Source organism: uncultured Nevskia sp. (assembly GCF_903885465.1).
Classification (GTDB): Bacteria; Pseudomonadota; Gammaproteobacteria; order Nevskiales; family Nevskiaceae; genus Nevskia.
Genome location: NZ_CAISIQ010000229.1, coordinates 1 through 17,560, shown reverse-complemented (window position 1 = coordinate 17,560; position 17,560 = coordinate 1). Strand labels below are relative to the sequence as shown.

The window sequence follows — 17,560 nt, the reverse complement described above, 5'->3', positions numbered from 1 at the left end:
GCCACGCGATTGAACTCTTCCGGATCTTCGTACTGCGGCCAGTGCGCGCCGTCGGCCTCCATCACGTACAGAGTGGAGTTCGGGATGCGCGCCTGAGCGGCGCGCGCGCATTCCAGATCGTGGATCGGGTTGTCGCGCGTCCACAGCAGCATCGTTTCGGCCTTGATTGCTTCTAGCGGCACCAGGAACTCGTCATGGCGCGGCAGCATGCGATTGACCATCGGCGTCACTTCACGGCCTTCCGGCATCAGGTAGTAACGCAGGCGCAGATTGACCAGCTCGTCGGTGACCAGACGCGCGTGGTTGTTCGGGTGGATCAGCCATTCGATGCGGTGCTTGACCATCTCGAACGTCGGCGCAAGGCCAGCGGCCTTCTTCGAACGCTCCATCAGATCGAGCATGTCGGCACGACCTTTCTCGCTGACGATCGGAATGCCAGCGCCGGTGTTCAGCATCAGCTTCAGCACCCGCTGCGGATACTTCACCGCGAAGAAGCCGGACACCCAGCCGCCCAGCGATTCGCCGGACAGGTGCGCGCTTTCGATGCCCATCGCGTCCATCAGTTCACGGACCTGCTCGGCGAGCACCGGCGGCGTGTATTCCATGACCTTGCGATTCGACATCGCGTGGCCGACGTAGTCGAAGGCAACGCAATGGAATTCATCGGACAGCGCGACCAGGTTCTTGCTGTAGGCCTCCAGATGTCCGCCGATGCCGTGCTGGAACAGGATCACCGGTGCGTTCTTCGGACCCGCTTCGGCGACCCGGATGCGGCCATAGGTCGGCGTATCGATGTAGCGGATTTCCGCACCTACAAAATCGTTCCACAGGCTCATCGTCTTGCTCCGGATGCGGTTGGTTTCTTGTTGTCGGAAGTGTTCTTCAACGCTTGCAGATGGCCGACGATGATCAGCTTCCATTCGTCGAGCAGGCTGCGGAACAGGGATTCGTCCTGCTGCCACAGCGCGCGCACGGCAAAGCCGCGGATCACGCTGATGGTCAGCCACAGCACTTTTTCGGCCTTGTCCGGCGGCACGCCCTTGGCGACCAGCAGTGCCAGCCAGGCGTCCTCGACGCCGAGACGATTGGTCCTGGCATGCTCGTAGATGCGATCGCGCATCGCGCGGCTCTTGCTGCCGGCGAGCACCAGATCGAGCACCACGGTGAAATCGGCTCCGAGAAAGAATTCGAGGCCGTCTTCGATGATCGCTGCGATCGGGTCGTCGACTGCCTCGGCGGTGCTGGCGCGGCGCTGGCCACGCGCCAGGCTCGCCTGCAGCAGATGCTCGGCAGTGGCAACGACCAGGCTGTCCTTGCTCGGGAAATGATGCTGCAGCGCGCCGCGCGAAACTTTCGCGACTCGCGCCACTTCATCGGTGCGCAGGCCCGCATAACCCTTGCGACGCAGCACGATCGCCGAGGCTTCGACCAGCCGCATGCGCATCTCGTCGGAGCGTTCGGTCTGGGTACGACGGCGCACTACAGGTGCCCGCACTGCCTTCTCTGCCGGCGCAGCAGCCGCGCGCGGCTTGCGCAGCTTCAGCACCTTCTCAGTAATCGACATGGAGTACACCGTCGATCACCCTGACCGGGAAGGTGCGTAGCGGTTCGCTGCACGGCGAGTTCAAGGCTTCGCCGGTGACGATGGAGAATTCGCAGTAGTTCCAGGTGCACGTCACCCGATCACCGTCGACCGTGCCCTCGTCGTTCAGCGAGGCGTTCTCGTGCGTGCAGGTGTCCTGCGTCGCGTAGAAACCGCCATTGATATGGAACAGCGCGATGCGCGTGCCATCGGGCAGGAAGGCGCTCTTCATCTCGCCGTCGAGCAGTTCGGATTCCGTGATGGTGGCCAGCGTGTTGGTCATGGGTTCAGGACGTGAAGGAAGAAGTGCACAGCATCAGAGCATCGTCGTGCCGCCGTTGACGCTGATCACCTGACCGGTGACGAACGCTGCTTCGCGGCTGGCCAGATAGGCGACCATCGATGCGACCTCGTCCATCGTGCCGGGCCGGCCCATCGGCACCACGTCGATGACCTTGCGCACCAGTTCGGGATCGCGCTTGGCGACTTCGTCGAGCTGCGGAGTCTGCACGACGCAGGGCGCCACGGTGTTCACGGTGATGCCTTCACGCGCGTACTCGCGCGCCAGACCGGTGGTCATGCCATGCATGCCGCCCTTGGCCGCGTTGTAGGCCGCATGATCGAACAGACCGTTGCGCACCGAATCGGCACCGAGGTTGACGATGCGGCCGAAGCCCTGCGTTCGCATCAGCGGCAGCGCGTACCAGCAGCACCAGATGCAGGTCCACAGATTGCGGTCGATCGTTGCTTTCAAGGTATCCGGCGTGTGATCGAGGAACGGCCGCAGGATGCCGCCACCGGCGTTGTTGACCAGGATGTCGAGCCGGCCGAAGTTGATTTTCGCCGCCCCGATGGTTCGTTCAGCCACTTCCTGCAAGGACAGATCGCCGGCAACGCCGACGACCTTCACACCAAATTCGCTTGCCAGCTTGGCGACTGCTGCATCGACCTGCGCCTGATCGAGATCGCCGATGACCAGGCTCGCGCCTTCGCTGGCGAAGCGCTCCGCACAGGCATAACCGATGCCACGGCCGGCACCAGTGACGACTGCAACCTGGCCTTCGAAACGACCGCTCACGCTTCGAGTCCCTGTTCGATCTGGCCGATCTTGCCGAACGCCGGCGTCGGCACGCTGCCCCAGGTGTCGAGCGTCTTCGGTGCCGGTTCCAGCAGCCGCGCTTCGCGGGCACCGTCTTCCGGGAAGCATTCCATGCCGAAGCTGTATTCGACGGTCATGCCGTCCGGATCGAGGAAGTACAGGAAGATGCTTTCCGACGGCTGATGCCGGCCCGGTCCGAAGACGATCTCGACATTTGCCGCCTTCATGCGGTTCATCGCGCGACCGATGTCGTCGATGTCGCTGACCATGAAATTGACGTGGTTCAGGTGATGATCGGGCCCGGTCAGCACCGCCAGCGAGTGATGCAACGGATTCGGCCAGGCGCGCAGGAACGCGGCGAAACCCGGCACGAAGTCCGATACCTTGAAGCCGAGCTGGTCGCGGAAGGCGCCGAGCATGGTGTCGAAGCTGCTGGTATTGATCACCACATGACCCAGCCGCTCGATCCTGGTCAGGCGCGCTTCGAACGGCGTGGCCATGTGCATCATCTGCACGAAGTATTCAATGCACAGGCCGCTGTCTGGCAGCCGGAAGCGAAGTGCGGCGACCGTGCGCAGATCCTTCAGCTCGTCGGCCGACACTTCCTCGATCGCATAGCCCTGCTCGGCCAGGTAGGTTCTCGCCCTGGCGAGATCGGCGGACGACTCCAGTTCGAAGCCGATACGCTTCAGCCCGGGCGCTTTCGCAGGATAGAGCAGCACCGCGTGGTGATCGCGCGCGCAGCGCAGCGCCACGCGTTGTTCGGTGGCATCACTGACATCGAGGCCGACCAGATCGCGATAGAACGTGGTGCTGCGCGCCAGATCGGTGACGTTCAGCGCGACGTAGCCGAGGCGGCGGTAACGGAAAGGAATGGTCATCGAGTGCGCCTCAGACATGGTCAGGAACCGTCGCGAGCGACGGCAGGTCGGTGCCGCCCGGAGCGCAGAAAGCGGAGCGTGCGTGACAGCACGTGAGCATTTCGAGCACCGGACGGTGCCGAGCTGCCGAGCGCAGTAGGTTCATGGCCATGTCTCAGAGAATGATGCTGATGCGGCCGTTGGGCTTCAGGCCATCCATGTCGAGAATGCAGCGCTTCTCGCGGATCAGCAGCCGGCCTTCCTCGACGACAAGCCGGTAGCGATAGCTGCCGATATAGGTTTCGGTCAGGCCCATCTTGGTGCGATAGGTCAGCACGGCAGCACCGACATCGAGTTCGCTGTCCGACCGGCCGCGAATGCGCACATTGCTGACCAGATGACGCGTCTTCGAGCGTGGAAACTCGGCGTGCGCGGTGCGCTTCAGCAGGCGCTCGACGCGCTGTTCCAGGCGGAAGCGATCATCGGCGACATAGAACAGCGTGCCATCCGGCGAGGCGTTCGCCGGCACGTCGGTGGCCGGCACGTTGTAGGTGGCGTCCTGGGTGAACAGGGTGAGCCATTCCTTCAGACGCCATTCGTCGAGGATCTCCGCTTCGAGGAACATGAAGTCCTCGACCTGCTCGCGCGTGACGTTGGCGAGAGTCAGCTGGCTCATGCCTGGTCTCCCTGGTTCGGCACCACGCTCGGGGCTGCGGCACGGGCCTTGGTGCATTCCTGCCAGCGGGTCCAGAAGGCACGCATCTGCAGTTCGTCGTCGTAGTTGACCTTCTCTTTCTTCATGCCCTTGGAGATATCGCTCCACGGCGCTTCGAGCATCGACTCGAAACCGCGCTGGCACTGCTCCAGCGCCTCCACATCATCCGGCGTGGCGAAGCCGCCCGGGCCGAGGAACTCGAGGAAATTCGAGAGCCGATACTTGCGCGCCCAGGTGCTTTCCTCGTTCGGCGCCAGCGCCCAGCCGAATACCTGCATCGCGTCCGGCGCAGTCGGGTAATAGGTGCGAACGGTGATCGCCATGATGTCGTTGATGACGAGATTCGGGAAAATGAACATGTTGCGGTTGGAGAACGCGATGCGATCCGCGCGCTCCTTGCCGAAGCGTTCGACGAGGCGGGCATGGACTTTCTCCAGTTCCACCTTGCCTTCCTCGCCCCACAATGGAATCCACTGCGCGACCGGACGGCCCCAGGGCGCGCGGTACTCGATCACCGCATGGCCATTGCCGAGGTCGTAACCGGTTCCTTCGAACGGCACCGGGCTCATCGAGCCCTGCGAGTTCTTCAGGTAGTCGACATAGGTCGCGTGGGTGTTGATCGCGTGATAGCCGTCAATGGAGTTCTCCGTGAGCAACTTCCAGTTGGCGCGGATCTGATACTCCTGCGTGCCGCCGACCAGGGTCATCATCGTTTCCGACTGGTCGGCAACGATGTCGATCCACTCCTTGGCACCGGCGAGATAGTCCGGCAAGGACTGCACTTCAGGATCGAAGCAGATGAACCAGAAGCCGCGATAGGAATCGATGCGCGGCACCGACACCAGATTGGCCTGGCCGTCGGCGTTGAAGTCATCCGGATAGCACTCGCTGCCCGGCTGGCTCTTCAGCTTGCCATCGGATCCAAACACCCAGCCGTGATAGAAGCACTGGAACGACTTGGCGTTGCCCTTGCGCTCGCGGCAAACCTGCGCACCGCGATGCGGACAGGCGTTGAAGAAGGCGTTGATCTTGCCCGTGGTGTCCTTGGTGAACAGCACGCTGCGCTTGGCAATGATGCGGGTGACGAAGTCGCCGTTCTTGACCAGCTCCGACTCGTGGCCGACATAGAGCCAGCACTTGTTGAAGATCGTGTCGTATTCCGTCTTCAGGATTTCCGGGTCGACAAAACTGCGCCGCGCAACCTTGAAGCGGTGCTTTTCCTTGTCGCTCCAGACCACCGGAAGCTCGGACAGGGGAATAGGTTTTGCGGGTGCGTTCATGGCAGGTTCCAGTTCAGACCTTGGCTAGTACACGGCTCGACGTCAGGCGCGTCGTGCGTCGAGCAATTCGGGAAAATCGGCTTCCAGATATTCATGGTCACCGCGCTCGCCGGCCGCGCGGCGTGCTGCTTCGGTGGCGCGCAATTCATTGCGGCGCACCTTGCCGGAGACCGTCTTCGGCAAGTCACAGAATTCGATGATGCGCACCTTCTGGTATGGCGCCAGACGGCTGCGGGCAAACAGCAGGATCGCTTTCGCAGTATCCGCGCTCGGCGCGTGGCCGGGAGCCAGGATCACGCAGGCTTTCGGCACGCAGAGGCGTTTCGGGTCCGGGCTTTCGAACACGGCGGCTTCGGCAACCGCCGGATGTTCAAGCAGCGCACTTTCCAGCTCGAACGGCGAGATGCGGTAGTCCGAACTCTTGAACACGTCATCGGTGCGGCCGACGTACCAGTAATAGCCATCGGCGTCGATCGATGCGACATCGGCGGTGCCGTAATGCGAACCACCGAGCGCCTTCTGCGTCTTCGCCTCGTCACCGGCATAGCCGGCCATGATCGCCGTCGGCCGTGGTGACAGGCGCACCGAAATCTCGCCCTCGCCCGCCTGATTGCCATCGAGATCGAGCAGGTCGATCGCATAGCCCGGCAGCGGCCGGCCCATCGAGCCGTAACGCACCGGCTGGCCCGGCGGATTGCCGAGCATCGCCGTCGATTCGGTCTGGCCGAAGCCTTCGCGGATGGTGATGCCCCAGGCGCTCTTCACCTGCTCGATCACTTCCGGATTCAGTGGCTCGCCAGCGCTGGTTAGCTCGCGCAGCTTCACCGGATAAGCCTTCAGATCTTCGAGAATCAGCGAGCGCCAGGCAGTCGGCGGCGCGCACAAGCTGGTAACACCACAGCGCACCAGCGTGTTCAGCGTCTTCACCGCATCGAAGCGGCCCTGGTTGTAGATGAAGATCGTCGCGCCGACCTGCCAGGGCGCGAACAGGCAACTCCAGGCGTGCTTGGCCCAACCCGGCGAGCTGATGTTCATGTGCAGATCGCCGGGCTTGAGGCCCAGCCAATACATCGTGCTCAGATGGCCGACCGGATAGCTGGTCTGCGTGTGCAGCACCATCTTCGGTTTCGAGGTGGTGCCCGAAGTGAAGTACAGGACACAAGCGTCATCGCCCTTGGTGACGCTATCGGCCTGATAGTTCGTCGACGCCTTGCTGGCATCGGCATACGAAGTCCAACCGGAAGCGTCGCCACCGACGACGATCTTCAGCCGACCTTCGGCAATGCCTTCGAACTTCACGAGGCTCGATGGATCGCAGATCACCGCGCGCATATCGCCACGCTCGATGCGGTCCTGCAGATCGGCCACCGACAGGATCTGCGTCGCCGGTGCCAGCACCGCGCCGAGCTTGATCGCCGCCAGCATGATCTCCCACAGCTCGACCCGGTTCGGCAGCATCACCAGCAGACGATCACCGCGCTGCACGCCGAGGCTGCGCAGCCAGTTCGCCGCACGATCGGACGCAATGCGCAACTCATCGAAGCTGCGCCGCAGTTCGGAGCCGCCTTCATCGACGATCCACAGCGCGCAGGCACTGTTGCCGCACGCCAGCGGATCGAAGTGATCGAGCGCCCAGTTGAACTCGGGCAGCACCGGCCAGACGAACTCGGCCATCGCCGTCGCGTAGTCGTCGCGATGGCGCAGCAGCAGGTCGCGAGCGGCGCGGAAGGTAGCAGTCGGCGTGGTCACGGCTTCACTCAGGCAGCGAGCAGCCCACGTTCACGGGCCATATTGATGGCGGTGTCTTCGATCATGTCTTCCTGGCCACCAACCATCTTCAGACGTCCCAGTTCGATCAGGATCTCTCGTGCCGGTACGCCGTACTTGGCTTCGGCTCTCCGGGCAAACAGCAGGAAGCTCGAATAGACGCCGGCATAGCCGAGCGTCAGCGAGTTGCGGTCGATGCGCACCGGGAAGTCGAGGATCGGGGTGACCAGGTCTTCGGCGACGTCGGTGACCTTGAACAGATCGACGCCGGTCTCGATGCCCATGCGGTTGGCCACGGCGATGAATACTTCCAGCGGCGTGTTGCCGGCACCGGCACCCATGCCGCCGCAGGCGCAGTCGATGCGCCTTGCCCCAGCTTCGATCGCCGCCAGGCTGTTGGAGATACCCATGGCCATGTTGTGGTGGCCGTGGAAGCCGAGTTCGGTTTCCGGCTTCAGGTGCTGGCGCAGGTGGCCGACTCGGGCGCTGACGTCGTCCGGCAGCATGTAGCCGGCGGAGTCGGTGACGTAGATGCACTGCGCCCCGTAGCTTTCCATCAATCTGGCTTGCTTGAGCAGCGCTTCCGGCTCGCTCATGTGCGCCATCATCAGGAAGCCGACGGTGTCGAGGCCGAGCTTCCGTCCGGCGATGATGTGCTGTTCGCTGACATCGGCTTCGGTGCAGTGGGTGGCGACCCGGACGGTGTGGATGCCGCAGTCGGCGGCGACTTTCAGATCATCGACGGTGCCGATGCCGGGGATCAGCAGGGCGGAGACCTTGGCCTGCTTGAGCAGCGGGATCACGGCACGGAGATAGTCTTCGTCACTCGCCGCGGCGAAGCCGTAGTTGACGGATCCACCCCCCAGGCCATCGCCATGGGTGACTTCGATCAGCGGGACGCCGGCGATATCGAGGCCGGTGGCGATCTTCTGCATCTGTTCGATGCTGATCTGGTGCCGTTTCGGGTGCATGCCGTCGCGCAGCGACATGTCGTGGGTTTTGACCTTGATGCCTTTGAGATTCATGGATCGTGCTTCCTTCAGGCGGCCACGGGCGTGATGCGCCCGGCGAGGATTTCTTCGGCGAACATTTCGGCGGTGCGGGCAGCCGCGGCGGTCATGATGTCGAGGTTGCCGGCGTACTTCGGCAGGTAGTCACCAAGACCTTCCACCTGCAGGAAGGTGGTGACGCGGTTGCCGTCGAAGACGGGGCCGTTCATGACTCGATAACCGGGTACGTACTTCTGGACTTCGGCGAGCATCTCGCGCACCGAGGCTTCGATCTCTTGCTGCTTCGGTGCGTCCACCGTCAGGCAGTGGACGGTGTCGCGCATGATCAGCGGTGGTTCGGCCGGGTTGACGATGATGATGGCCTTGCCGCGCTCGGCACCACCCACCGACTTCACGGCAGCGGCGGTGGTGCGGGTGAATTCGTCGATGTTCTTGCGGGTGCCGGGGCCGATCGACTTGGAAGCCACCGTTGCCACGATCTCGGCGTACGACACTTTCTGCACGCGGGACACGGCGTAGACCATCGGGATCGTCGCCTGGCCACCGCAGGTGACCATGTTGACGTTCATCTCGCGCTTGCCGGCATGGGCCTTCAGGTTGATCGGCGGAATGCAGAACGGGCCGATGGCCGCAGGCGTCAGGTCGATCATCATCACGCCGAGCGCAGTCAGCGCATCGGAGTGCTGCTTGTGGACGTAGGCGGAGGTGGCATCAAAGGCGATCTGGATGTGGTCGCTGGCCACGAAGGGCAGCAGACCCTCAACGCCTTCGGATGTCGTCTTCAGGCCGTATTCACGCGCCCGCGCCAGACCTTCCGATTCCGGATCGACACCGACCATCCATACCGGCTCCAGCACGCTGGAACGCTTCAGCTTGTACAGCAGGTCCGTCCCAATGTTCCCAGGACCGATGATCGCGCAGCGGATCTTTTTCATGGTGTGATCTCGGGTTCAGACGAAGCGCATCGACACGGACCCGAGGTCCTGGAAGCGCACGGAGATGGCATCGCCGGCAGCGACGGGAATCGCCTCGGTCGCGCCGCCGCTCATGATGAAAGTGCCGGCCGGAATCTCTTCGCCCCGGGCGGCCAGATGATTGGCGAGTGCGGCGATGGCGACGGCCGGATGGCCAAGAACGGCAGCACCGGCAGCCATCGCGACGATCTCGCCGTTCTTCTCCATCACCAGACCGAGCGTGCGCAGATCCAGGCCTTCGACGCTGCGGGCAACACCGCCGACGACGAAGCGCGAAGCCGAGGTGTTGTCGGCAATCACGCTGGCGAGATCGAAGCGGAAGTTCTCGTAGCGCGAGTCGATGATCTCCACCGCAGGCACCACGAAATCGGTGGCCGCCAGCACGGCGCCGGCTTGGCAGCCGGGACCGCGCAGCGCCTTCTTCAGCACGAACGCGATCTCCGCCTCGACCTTCGGATGGATCAGCTTGGCGGTATCGATCTCGCCACCATCGGCGACGCTCATGTAGTCGAAGATCACGCCGAAGACCGGCGTCTCCACGCCCATCTGTTTCATCTTGGCGCGCGAGGTGAGCCCGGCCTTCAGGCCGGCGATGCGCTGGCCGCGCGATTCCTTGCGAGCCCGGATCGCGGCCTGGATGGCATAGGCATCGTCCCAGTCGAGCTGCGGATGGGCGTCGGTGATCTTGGTGACGGCGGTGGCGCTCAGCTCGGCATTTTCGAGATGGGCGGCGAGTTGCTGGATCGTGTTGTTATCGAGAGTCATGGCGAGCTCAGATGAAGCGCACCGAACAGCCACCGAGGCCGCCGACGCTGCAGGTGAAGGAATCGCCGGCGATGACCGGCATCAAGGGTGATTGCGAGCCGGACAGAATCACTTCGCCGGCCTTCAGCGGAATGCCGAGTGAGCCCAGCGTGTTGGCCAGCCAGGCGACGGCGTTGACCGGCGAGCCCTGTACCGAGGCGCCCGCCGAAGTGCTGACGATGTCGCCGTTCTTCTCGACGACCATGCCGGCCACCGACAGATCGAAGCCGCGCAAGCTGCGCGGCGTGCCGCCGAGCACGAACACACCGCAGGAGGCGTTGTCGGCGACGGTGTCCTGAATCTTGATCTTCCAGTCGCGGATGCGACTGTCGACGATCTCGAAGCAGGGCAGCACGAAGTCGGTGGCGCGCAGCACGTCGGCCGCGGTGATGCCCGGGCCGTTCAGATCGGCTTTCAGGATGAAGGCCACTTCGGCTTCCGCCTTCGGAGCAATCAGCGTATCGACGGGGATCGGCTGGCCTTCGTGATAGACCATGGCCGAGGTCAGCTGACCGAAGTCCGGCTGGTAGACCCTGAGCATGTCCTGCACCGCTTTCGAGGTAACGCCGATCTTCTTGCCGATGATCGTTTCACCGCTGGCCAGACGCCGCTCGATCATCCGCAGCTGGATGCGGTAAGCATCGTCAAGCGTGATTTCGGGCCGGCGTTCGGTGAGCGGTGCCACGGCACGGCGTGCGACCAGCGCTTCGTACAACTCGTCGCCGTACTGGCGAATGTCTTGTGGGTTCATGTCGATCTTGTCTGTTCAGTGCAGGCCGGCGTTCAAGCCGCTTCCTGCAGGAAATCGGTGACCAGCCGCGCGAAGCGCGCCGAGTGTTCGATCTGGGTCCAGTGGCCGCATTTGCCGAACACATGCAGCTGCGCGTTCGGGATCAGCTGGGCAAGCTTCAGCGACGTGGCAAGCGGAATCACCTGATCCTCACGGCCATGGATGACCAGGGTTTGGTGGGCAAGCTGGGAGATATCGGCTTCCGCGCTCGCCAGTGCATCGATCGAGCGTTGACGCGGCACAGGAAACATCGCAGAGAACGATTCCTGGAAGCCCGGGCGGATGCTGGCCTGATAGCGCAGCTGGGCCAGTTCGTCATTGACCAGGGACCGGTCATAGGCGAACAGATCCATCATCCGGCGCATGCTTTCGAACGACGGCTGATAGCCCCAGACCGCATCGAGCGCTGGCGTCAGTTCGAAGTGCACACCGGCCGCGCCCATCAGCACCAGCCGGCGCACACGCTGCGGATGGCGAATGGCCAGCGCCAGCGACAAGGCACCGCCGAAGGAATTGCCGACCAGATCGACCTGCGCAAGCGCGAGCGCATCAAGCAGGCCGATTGCATGGCTCACCCAGTGATCCAGCGTGTATTGGTGATCGACCGGACGATCGGTGAAGCCGAAGCCGACCATGTCCGGCGCGATGACGCGACGCGTCTCGGCGAACTTCGGCATCACCAGCCGCCAGTTCGCAAAGGCACTGACACCAGGGCCGGAGCCGTGGATCAACAGCAGCGGCACGCCCGGCGCGCTGCTGTTGAGGTCGTGATAGTTGGTGCGGATGCCGGCGGCGGCGATGCTCAGGCCGACTTCCGGATTGCTGTTGGTGGTCATGGCGTTCTCAGGCGTACTTGATGCAGACGTTGCGCAGCTCGGTGTAGAACTCGAGCGAGTGCACGCCGCCTTCACGGCCAATGCCGGACTGCTTGCTGCCGCCGAAGGGCGTTCTCAGATCGCGCAGAAACCAGCTGTTGATCCAGCACAGGCCGACGTCGATCTGACCGGCCATGCGATGGGCGCGGCCCAGGTTCTGCGTCCACACCGTGGTGCACAGGCCATAGGGCGTGTCGTTGGCCAGCGCCACGACTTCGTCCTCGCTGTCGAACGGGGCGATATGGCAGCAGGGCCCGAAGATTTCCTCGCGGACCACGCTCGCGGTTTCCGGCAGGCCGGTCCAGATCGTCGGCTGCACCCAGGCGCCATTGGCGAGTTCGCCCGCCATGTCCGGCACGCCGCCACCGGTGACGATGGTCGCGCCTTCGGCCTTGGCCTTGGCGTAGTACGACAGCACCTTGCTGCGATGCTCCTGGGAGATCAGCGGACCGATGCCGGTGGCCTTGTCGCTGGGCACGCCGGGCTTCATCGCTTCGGCCCGGACTTTCAAGGCGGCAACGAACTTGTCGAAGATCGGCCGCTCGACATAGACGCGCTCGGTACCCAAGCAGACCTGGCCGCAGTTGACGAACGAAGACCGGGCGATGCCATCGATGGCGGCATCGAAATCAGCGTCCGCAAACACGATGCCGGCATTCTTGCCGCCCAGCTCGAACGACACCGGCCGCAAGCCCTTCGAGGCTGCACTCATGATCGCCTGGCCAGTGCGGGTTTCGCCGGTGAAAGTGATCGCGTCGACATCGCGGTGCGAGGTCAGGAACTCACCCGCAGAATCCGGCCCAAGGCCATGAACGACGTTGTAGACGCCTTTCGGAATGCCGACCTTGTTCATCACTTCGCCGAGCAGGGTCGCCGTGGCCGGCGTTTCTTCCGACGGCTTGACCACCACCGTATTGCCGCAGGCCAGCGCCGGGCCGACCTTCCAGGTCATCAGCAGCAGCGGCAGGTTCCAGGGGCAGACCACGGCAATCACGCCGCGCGGCTTGCGGATGGCGTAGTTCAGCGCTTCGCCACCATCGGGCGTGGCCATCTCGAACGTCTCGGTCGGCACGTTCTTGATCACGTCGGCGAACATCTTGAAGTTGGCGGCGCCACGCGGAATGTCGATATGCGAAGCCATCGACATCGGCTTGCCGGTATCGGCGACCTCGGCGGCCAGGAAGTCATCGAAGCGGCGAGTGATCTCGTCGGCCACCGCGTGCAGCAGTTCGGCGCGCCGGGTCACCGGCATCTTGCCCCAGGGCCCCTTCATCGCTGCACGCGCGGCGGCGACGGCCGCTTCGACTTCGGTACGGCCGCCTTCACTGACCAGGCCGATCAGCGAATTGTCGATCGGGTTCCGGTTCTCGAACGTCTTGCCACTATCCGACGGCACGAAGGCGCCGCCGATGAAATGCAGGAATTGCTTCACGGTCTGTCTCGCTCACGCATCTTTCATGAACTCTGTTGAGGTGCTCTTGCTTCTCGGAGGCTGCAGTACGGGTTCCGTACCGCGCGCCCTTTCATTCCTGGCTTCAGGTCACGACCGACAGGAAGGCTTCGTTGAGCTTGCGGTCGTGATAGAAAATCGCGCGGCCCAGTTCGTCGTCGGTCCAGGTCAGCACCGGGCGATCCGGATAGCTGATGTAGCCGCCGGAGAACACTTCGTTGCGGTTGCCGCTCGGGTCGAAGAAATAGATGGTTTCGCCGCGCGTGATGCCGTGGCGCGTCGGGCCGATGTCCAGTGACACGCGGTTGCGGCTGATCAGGTCCGCGGCCTTCAGCACTTCGCCCCAGTTGTCGAGCAGGAACGAAGCGTGGTGGAACTTGCCCTTGCAGGGTTGCCGAATGAAGGCGACATCGTGCGGCTTGTTCGAGCAGGTCATGAACGCGCTGATCACCAGCTTGTCCGGCCCGGCAATCACTTGCTCGGTGAGCGTGAAACCAAGAATCTCGATGAACAGCTTCATCGTGTTGTCGAGGTCATCGCCGTACAGCAGGCAATGGTCGAAACGACTCGGCGACATGCCTTTCAGACCATCCGGATAGATGTCCGGATTGAGCGTCGGCATGCCATTGCCGACTTTTCCCTTTTCGGCATACAGCTCCATGACGTGGCCGGTGGACGTGGTGAAACGAAACCGACGGCCCGTCTGCGGATGCTCGTCGGCCGCGACCCAGCTCAGTTCACTGGCCAGGCCCGACTCTTCGATGTCCTTCGCGAACTTCTCCAGGGTCGCGTTTGAATCGACGCGCCAGCCCATGTAGTCCATGCCGGCGGAGTCCGTCTCACGCAGCACGACGCTGTGGTGGTCGTGCTCATCCCAAGCTTTCAGGAACACTCGACCCTGGTCGTCGCGGGCGGTTTCCAGCAGGCCCATCACATGGGTGTAGTGGTGGATGGATGCTTCCATGTCCAGCACCCGCAGGGCCACATGCCCCGGGCGCAGCACTCCAGTCAAAGCCATTTCAGTTCCTCCAGCTCATATCGAATGCCGGCGATTTGCCGGCGGTAACGGAATCTCCACCCTGTGACGGGCTCAGTTCCGCTTTCGTGAACGCCCTGCCCATCTTCCCGACCACGCGGATATCGAGATCCGTGTCCGGGTACAGCCGACAGGCCAGTGCGTAGCCTTGCGTCTCTTCCACGCTGCTGACGCAATCACGGCTCATCTTGTTTGTGTGGTACCGACCGGCGACCACCTGCACCTTGCAGACGCCGCAGCCGCCGCCCCTGCAGCCCACCGGAATGCCTCGACGGCCGAGACGCTCCATGCCGCACAGCGCGTGCTCGTCGGCGCGAACTTCGAAACTGGCGCTCTCCGACGACGGCAAGCCATCGGCGAGTCCGACGATGCGAATGCGATGGCTCATGCAGGCGCGCTCACGCTGATTCCGCCTGGCGCGTGAGGGAACGAGTGCATCGAATCGTTCATCAAAGTGAACGGAACAAGGGACTGCGCGCCAATGCGTTGGCGCCGTCGGCCGAGGTCAGGAACTTCTCGGTGTAGATATCGCGCTCGAACAATCGCCCCTGCATCAGGCTGCGAATGCAGGCTTCGATCATCACCGGCGGTCCGCACAGATAAGCACGATGACCGCGAAAATCGTTGCCGAATTGCGTGACTGCCGCCTCGTGGACGAAGCCTCTGGCACCGGTCCAGTTGCAGGCCTCGGTCGGCTCGTTCAGCGCGGGCAGGTAGTGGAAGTTCGGATGCCGGCTGGCGAGCAACACGAACTCTTCGTCGTAGTACAGCTCGGCGCGATTGCGGGCGCCGTAGACCAGCGTGATGTCGCGCTGCTCGCCGCTGGCCAGCAGGTCGAGAATCATCGACCGTGGACTCGACAATCCAGAGCCGCCAGCCATGAAGATCAGCGGCTGCGGGTCCGACAGACGCACGAAGAAGCGCCCGAGCGGCCCGGTGAAACGGATCGTGTCGCCCTGCTTCAGCACATCGTGCAAGTACGTGGTGCCCTGCCCGTTCGGCACGCGGCGCACGTTCAGTTCCACCAAGGTCGGATCGTCGGGCCGGCTGGCCAGAGAAAACGCTCGCGGCTGATCGAGCCCGGGAATCTGCACCTGCACGTACTGGCCAGCCTGGAAGGCGATGCCTTCACCGGGCAGGCGAATACGAATGCCCTTGATCGTTGGCGACAGGGCAACGATCTCTTCGACCACGCCTTCGAAGTCCTGCACCGGGTAATGGCGCGCATCCGGATCTTCATCGACATCGGCTTCGATAGTCACATCCGAAGTGACGGTTGCACAGCAGGCTAGCGCCTTGCGTTCCTCGCGCTCGAAATCCATCAACGCGAATGGCGAGGCGTTGCCATGCTCGTAGTCGCCGTCGATGACCTGCACCTTGCAGGTGGCGCAAAGACCATGACAGCAGGCATGCGGCAACCACACGCCCGCACGCAGGCAAGCGTCGAGGATCGTCTGCCCTTCTTCCGCTTCAACCGTGTGGCCGAGCGGCTCGATGGTGATCTGGTAGCTCATCTGGCTTACGTGCAGGAACCCTTGATGCCGGTGAGTCCTGGTGTCCGGAAGCGCAGAACCGCCTTGTGACCAAGGCCGTTGGTGGCCAACGACAGCTCAGGATCCGGCGTGAAGCGCTCGCCGGAACGGAACCATTCGACCTCGTTCCAGTTGATCTTTGCGGTATCCGGATGGGCCGGATACAAGCTCGGGATCACCGCCGCGGTGAGCGCTCCGAATGGAGTGGAGGCTTCAATCGGAATGCACAGCGGCGCGCAGTACATCAGGTGGTCTTCCCAGCCGATGTACAGCAGCTGCTTGCCGTGGAAGTTCTCCACGCGGTCCTTCATGTCCCCGCTGTAGCCGGGCTTCAGTGCGACGACGCTCATGTCTTGTTCCTCCGCTTATTCGGAAACGGCCGGCTTGCCGGTCCAGGCTTTCCAGTTCTTGGCGTCCAGCGAACCGAGATACTCGCCACCGTCTTCGCCAACATGGAAGCCGTAGTACTGCAGCACTTCGGCCAGCGGATCGAAGCCGGGCGCGGTCGGATCGGTACCCGGGCGGAAGCAGTTGCCCTGGTAGATCTGGTGTACCGGCAACCAGCTATGGATGTACTTCTCCGGCTCGTTATCGAAAATGTCCTTGCAGCCATCCGAGCAGAAGTGGAATTTGTCTTCGCGATACGTCGATTCGCGATAGCAGATCTTGGTCGGATCATCCGGCTCGGTGAAGAACATCGGCACCTGACAGAGCTGGCAGAGCATCGGCAGGGTGGCGTTATAGAAGCGCTCGCCTTTCTCCTGCTGCTCGCGCCAGTGCTCGAGACGCGGACGATAGAGCTTGTCGAAGGTCGTCGGATATTTCTCCGACAGCCATTTCATTTCGCTCTCTTCCGGCACCCAGGTATGAAAGGCAGCGGCGTGCGTGTAGTTGTAGAACGTCGCCCAGGTCTCGTGGCTCAAGCGGTGCTTTTCCTTCGACGCAACCTCGTGGTACTTCGGCATGCGGATGCCGTAGCGAGTCAGATCGTTGAACAGCGCACCGCCGTTCTGCTCGAAGTACATCTCCCAGGCTTCTGCCCATGACATGACACGCTTCGGCAGCATGTAATCCATCATCATCGACACCAGCGACAGCAGGCGATAGCCGCGCCAGAACCATTTGTCGAGCCACTTCTGGACGATCGGCACATTGCCCGGATCCTGCTCGAGGATGAACTTCACCACTTCGAGCCCCAGCGTCATGTGGCGCGATTCATCGCTCTGCGCCGAGAAGCCGAAGGTCACCGTCGCCATGTCGCCGTTGTAGGCGGCACCGCTCATGAACGGCATGAACAGCAGGTTGGTCAGCACGTACTCGAACGAGAACGAGATCGCGGTGACGAACTCGAACGGCCCGGCGCTCATCGCATCTTCGAAGTAGGACTTCGGCACGCTCAGGTACCACACGCGATCATGCATGTGCGTGTAGTCGTGGAGGCCGTTGAAGAACTTGTTGTAGTGGCTGATCGTGTGCGCCTGCGTCTGCGCATGACGCAGTTCGTCGATCGCCTGCATCTGTGCCGCAATGCGCGCACTGGTTCCGCGGAAGTTGCGGCCGGCCATCGCGAAGCCACGATGAGCCGCGTACTCCAGCGGGCTGACGCCAGTCAGGAACAGCTTCAGCGTGTTGATGTAACGAGCATCGGTGACGTTGAACTGACCATTGTTCTGCTGGAAGGCGTCGACGATCGCGTAGAGCTTTTTCTCTTTCTCGCCCTGATATTTCCAGTAGGCATCCATGGTCAGGCGAAACGGGTCTTCCCATTTGTCCCAGTCGTGGATCT

The 17,560-nt window shown here is 62.8% G+C and carries 19 protein-coding genes; all 19 read right to left on the bottom strand.

The window, feature by feature from the left end; all coding sequences use genetic code 11:
• The coding region (locus QZY06_RS08660; protein WP_295682919.1) for an alpha/beta hydrolase at positions 1-836 on the bottom strand (836 nt) is incomplete at its 3' end.
• The gene (locus QZY06_RS08655; protein ID WP_295682917.1) at positions 833-1,564 is read right to left on the bottom strand and encodes a TetR/AcrR family transcriptional regulator; all 732 of its coding nucleotides are present in this window, start codon (positions 1,562-1,564) and stop codon (positions 833-835) included. The genes QZY06_RS08660 and QZY06_RS08655, both read right to left, overlap by 4 nt.
• Positions 1,551-1,865, bottom strand: coding sequence for a non-heme iron oxygenase ferredoxin subunit (locus QZY06_RS08650; protein ID WP_295682913.1), 315 nt, complete (start codon positions 1,863-1,865; stop codon positions 1,551-1,553). The genes QZY06_RS08655 and QZY06_RS08650 overlap by 14 nt, the downstream gene beginning before the upstream one ends.
• A 33-nt stretch (positions 1,866-1,898) precedes the next feature.
• Positions 1,899-2,660: an SDR family oxidoreductase gene (locus tag QZY06_RS08645; protein ID WP_295682910.1), complete on the bottom strand. Its 762-nt coding sequence runs from the start codon at positions 2,658-2,660 to the stop codon at positions 1,899-1,901.
• The gene (locus QZY06_RS08640) at positions 2,657-3,562 is read right to left on the bottom strand and encodes a VOC family protein (RefSeq protein WP_295682906.1); all 906 of its coding nucleotides are present in this window, start codon (positions 3,560-3,562) and stop codon (positions 2,657-2,659) included. Before QZY06_RS08640 ends, QZY06_RS08645 begins: the two co-directional genes overlap by 4 nt.
• Positions 3,563-3,716: 154 nt before the next feature.
• Positions 3,717-4,217, bottom strand: a complete 501-nt coding sequence (locus tag QZY06_RS08635) for an aromatic-ring-hydroxylating dioxygenase subunit beta (protein WP_295682903.1) — start codon at positions 4,215-4,217, stop codon at positions 3,717-3,719.
• Entirely contained in the window at positions 4,214-5,536 is a 1,323-nt protein-coding gene (locus QZY06_RS08630) for an aromatic ring-hydroxylating dioxygenase subunit alpha (RefSeq protein ID WP_295682901.1), read from the bottom strand. Before QZY06_RS08630 ends, QZY06_RS08635 begins: the two co-directional genes overlap by 4 nt.
• A gap of 42 nt (positions 5,537-5,578) precedes the next feature.
• Positions 5,579-7,285 carry an AMP-binding protein gene (locus QZY06_RS08625; protein WP_295682898.1) on the bottom strand — a complete coding sequence of 569 codons (1,707 nt, stop codon included), beginning with the start codon at positions 7,283-7,285 and terminating at the stop codon, positions 5,579-5,581.
• Positions 7,286-7,293: 8 nt separating this feature from the next.
• Positions 7,294-8,328 carry a 4-hydroxy-2-oxovalerate aldolase gene (gene dmpG / locus QZY06_RS08620; RefSeq protein WP_295682896.1) on the bottom strand — a complete coding sequence of 345 codons (1,035 nt, stop codon included), beginning with the start codon at positions 8,326-8,328 and terminating at the stop codon, positions 7,294-7,296.
• 14 nt (positions 8,329-8,342) lie between these two features.
• Positions 8,343-9,248, bottom strand: coding sequence for an acetaldehyde dehydrogenase (acetylating) (locus QZY06_RS08615; RefSeq protein WP_295682894.1), 906 nt, complete (start codon positions 9,246-9,248; stop codon positions 8,343-8,345).
• A 15-nt stretch (positions 9,249-9,263) separates the two neighbouring features.
• Positions 9,264-10,052 carry a 2-oxo-3-hexenedioate decarboxylase gene (gene dmpH, locus QZY06_RS08610; RefSeq protein WP_295682892.1) on the bottom strand — a complete coding sequence of 263 codons (789 nt, stop codon included), beginning with the start codon at positions 10,050-10,052 and terminating at the stop codon, positions 9,264-9,266.
• Positions 10,053-10,059: 7 nt separating this feature from the next.
• Positions 10,060-10,842, bottom strand: a complete 783-nt coding sequence (gene dmpE / locus QZY06_RS08605; protein ID WP_295682889.1) for a 2-oxopent-4-enoate hydratase — start codon at positions 10,840-10,842, stop codon at positions 10,060-10,062.
• Positions 10,843-10,874: 32 nt separating this feature from the next.
• Entirely contained in the window at positions 10,875-11,717 is an 843-nt protein-coding gene (locus QZY06_RS08600; protein ID WP_295682887.1) for an alpha/beta fold hydrolase, read from the bottom strand.
• Between the two features lie 7 nt (positions 11,718-11,724).
• Positions 11,725-13,188, bottom strand: a complete 1,464-nt coding sequence (locus tag QZY06_RS08595) for a 2-hydroxymuconic semialdehyde dehydrogenase (protein WP_295682885.1) — start codon at positions 13,186-13,188, stop codon at positions 11,725-11,727.
• Between the two features lie 103 nt (positions 13,189-13,291).
• Positions 13,292-14,224: a catechol 2,3-dioxygenase gene (locus tag QZY06_RS08590; protein ID WP_295682882.1), complete on the bottom strand. Its 933-nt coding sequence runs from the start codon at positions 14,222-14,224 to the stop codon at positions 13,292-13,294.
• A 1-nt stretch (position 14,225) separates the two neighbouring features.
• A complete protein-coding gene (locus QZY06_RS08585; RefSeq protein ID WP_295682880.1) occupies positions 14,226-14,630 on the bottom strand; it encodes a 2Fe-2S iron-sulfur cluster-binding protein in 405 nt (134 codons plus the stop codon).
• A gap of 61 nt (positions 14,631-14,691) precedes the next feature.
• Complete coding sequence (locus tag QZY06_RS08580) at positions 14,692-15,756, bottom strand: NADH:ubiquinone reductase (Na(+)-transporting) subunit F (RefSeq protein WP_295682878.1); 1,065 nt, start codon at positions 15,754-15,756, stop codon at positions 14,692-14,694.
• A 5-nt stretch (positions 15,757-15,761) separates the two neighbouring features.
• The gene (locus tag QZY06_RS08575; protein ID WP_295682875.1) at positions 15,762-16,124 is read right to left on the bottom strand and encodes a phenol hydroxylase subunit P4; all 363 of its coding nucleotides are present in this window, start codon (positions 16,122-16,124) and stop codon (positions 15,762-15,764) included.
• 15 nt (positions 16,125-16,139) lie between these two features.
• The coding region (locus tag QZY06_RS08570) for an aromatic/alkene/methane monooxygenase hydroxylase/oxygenase subunit alpha (protein ID WP_295682873.1) at positions 16,140-17,560 on the bottom strand (1,421 nt) is incomplete at its 5' end.

Excerpts from the sequence above, each read along its gene's own strand:
- QZY06_RS08650 (WP_295682913.1), bottom strand. The coding sequence starts at position 1,865 with ATGACCAACACGCTGGCCACCATCACGGAATCCGAACTGCTCGACGGC.
- QZY06_RS08640 (WP_295682906.1), bottom strand. The coding sequence starts at position 3,562 with ATGACCATTCCTTTCCGTTACCGCCGCCTCGGCTACGTCGCGCTGAAC.
- dmpH (WP_295682892.1), bottom strand. The coding sequence starts at position 10,052 with ATGACTCTCGATAACAACACGATCCAGCAACTCGCCGCCCATCTCGAA.
- QZY06_RS08580 (WP_295682878.1), bottom strand. The coding sequence starts at position 15,756 with ATGAGCTACCAGATCACCATCGAGCCGCTCGGCCACACGGTTGAAGCG.
- QZY06_RS08635 (WP_295682903.1), bottom strand. The coding sequence starts at position 4,217 with ATGAGCCAGCTGACTCTCGCCAACGTCACGCGCGAGCAGGTCGAGGAC.
- QZY06_RS08585 (WP_295682880.1), bottom strand. The coding sequence starts at position 14,630 with ATGAGCCATCGCATTCGCATCGTCGGACTCGCCGATGGCTTGCCGTCG.
- QZY06_RS08600 (WP_295682887.1), bottom strand. The coding sequence starts at position 11,717 with ATGACCACCAACAGCAATCCGGAAGTCGGCCTGAGCATCGCCGCCGCC.
- QZY06_RS08615 (WP_295682894.1), bottom strand. The coding sequence starts at position 9,248 with ATGAAAAAGATCCGCTGCGCGATCATCGGTCCTGGGAACATTGGGACG.
- dmpG (WP_295682896.1), bottom strand. The coding sequence starts at position 8,328 with ATGAATCTCAAAGGCATCAAGGTCAAAACCCACGACATGTCGCTGCGC.
- dmpE (WP_295682889.1), bottom strand. The coding sequence starts at position 10,842 with ATGAACCCACAAGACATTCGCCAGTACGGCGACGAGTTGTACGAAGCG.
- QZY06_RS08575 (WP_295682875.1), bottom strand. The coding sequence starts at position 16,124 with ATGAGCGTCGTCGCACTGAAGCCCGGCTACAGCGGGGACATGAAGGAC.
- QZY06_RS08655 (WP_295682917.1), bottom strand. The coding sequence starts at position 1,564 with ATGTCGATTACTGAGAAGGTGCTGAAGCTGCGCAAGCCGCGCGCGGCT.
- QZY06_RS08590 (WP_295682882.1), bottom strand. The coding sequence starts at position 14,224 with ATGGCTTTGACTGGAGTGCTGCGCCCGGGGCATGTGGCCCTGCGGGTG.
- QZY06_RS08630 (WP_295682901.1), bottom strand. The coding sequence starts at position 5,536 with ATGAACGCACCCGCAAAACCTATTCCCCTGTCCGAGCTTCCGGTGGTC.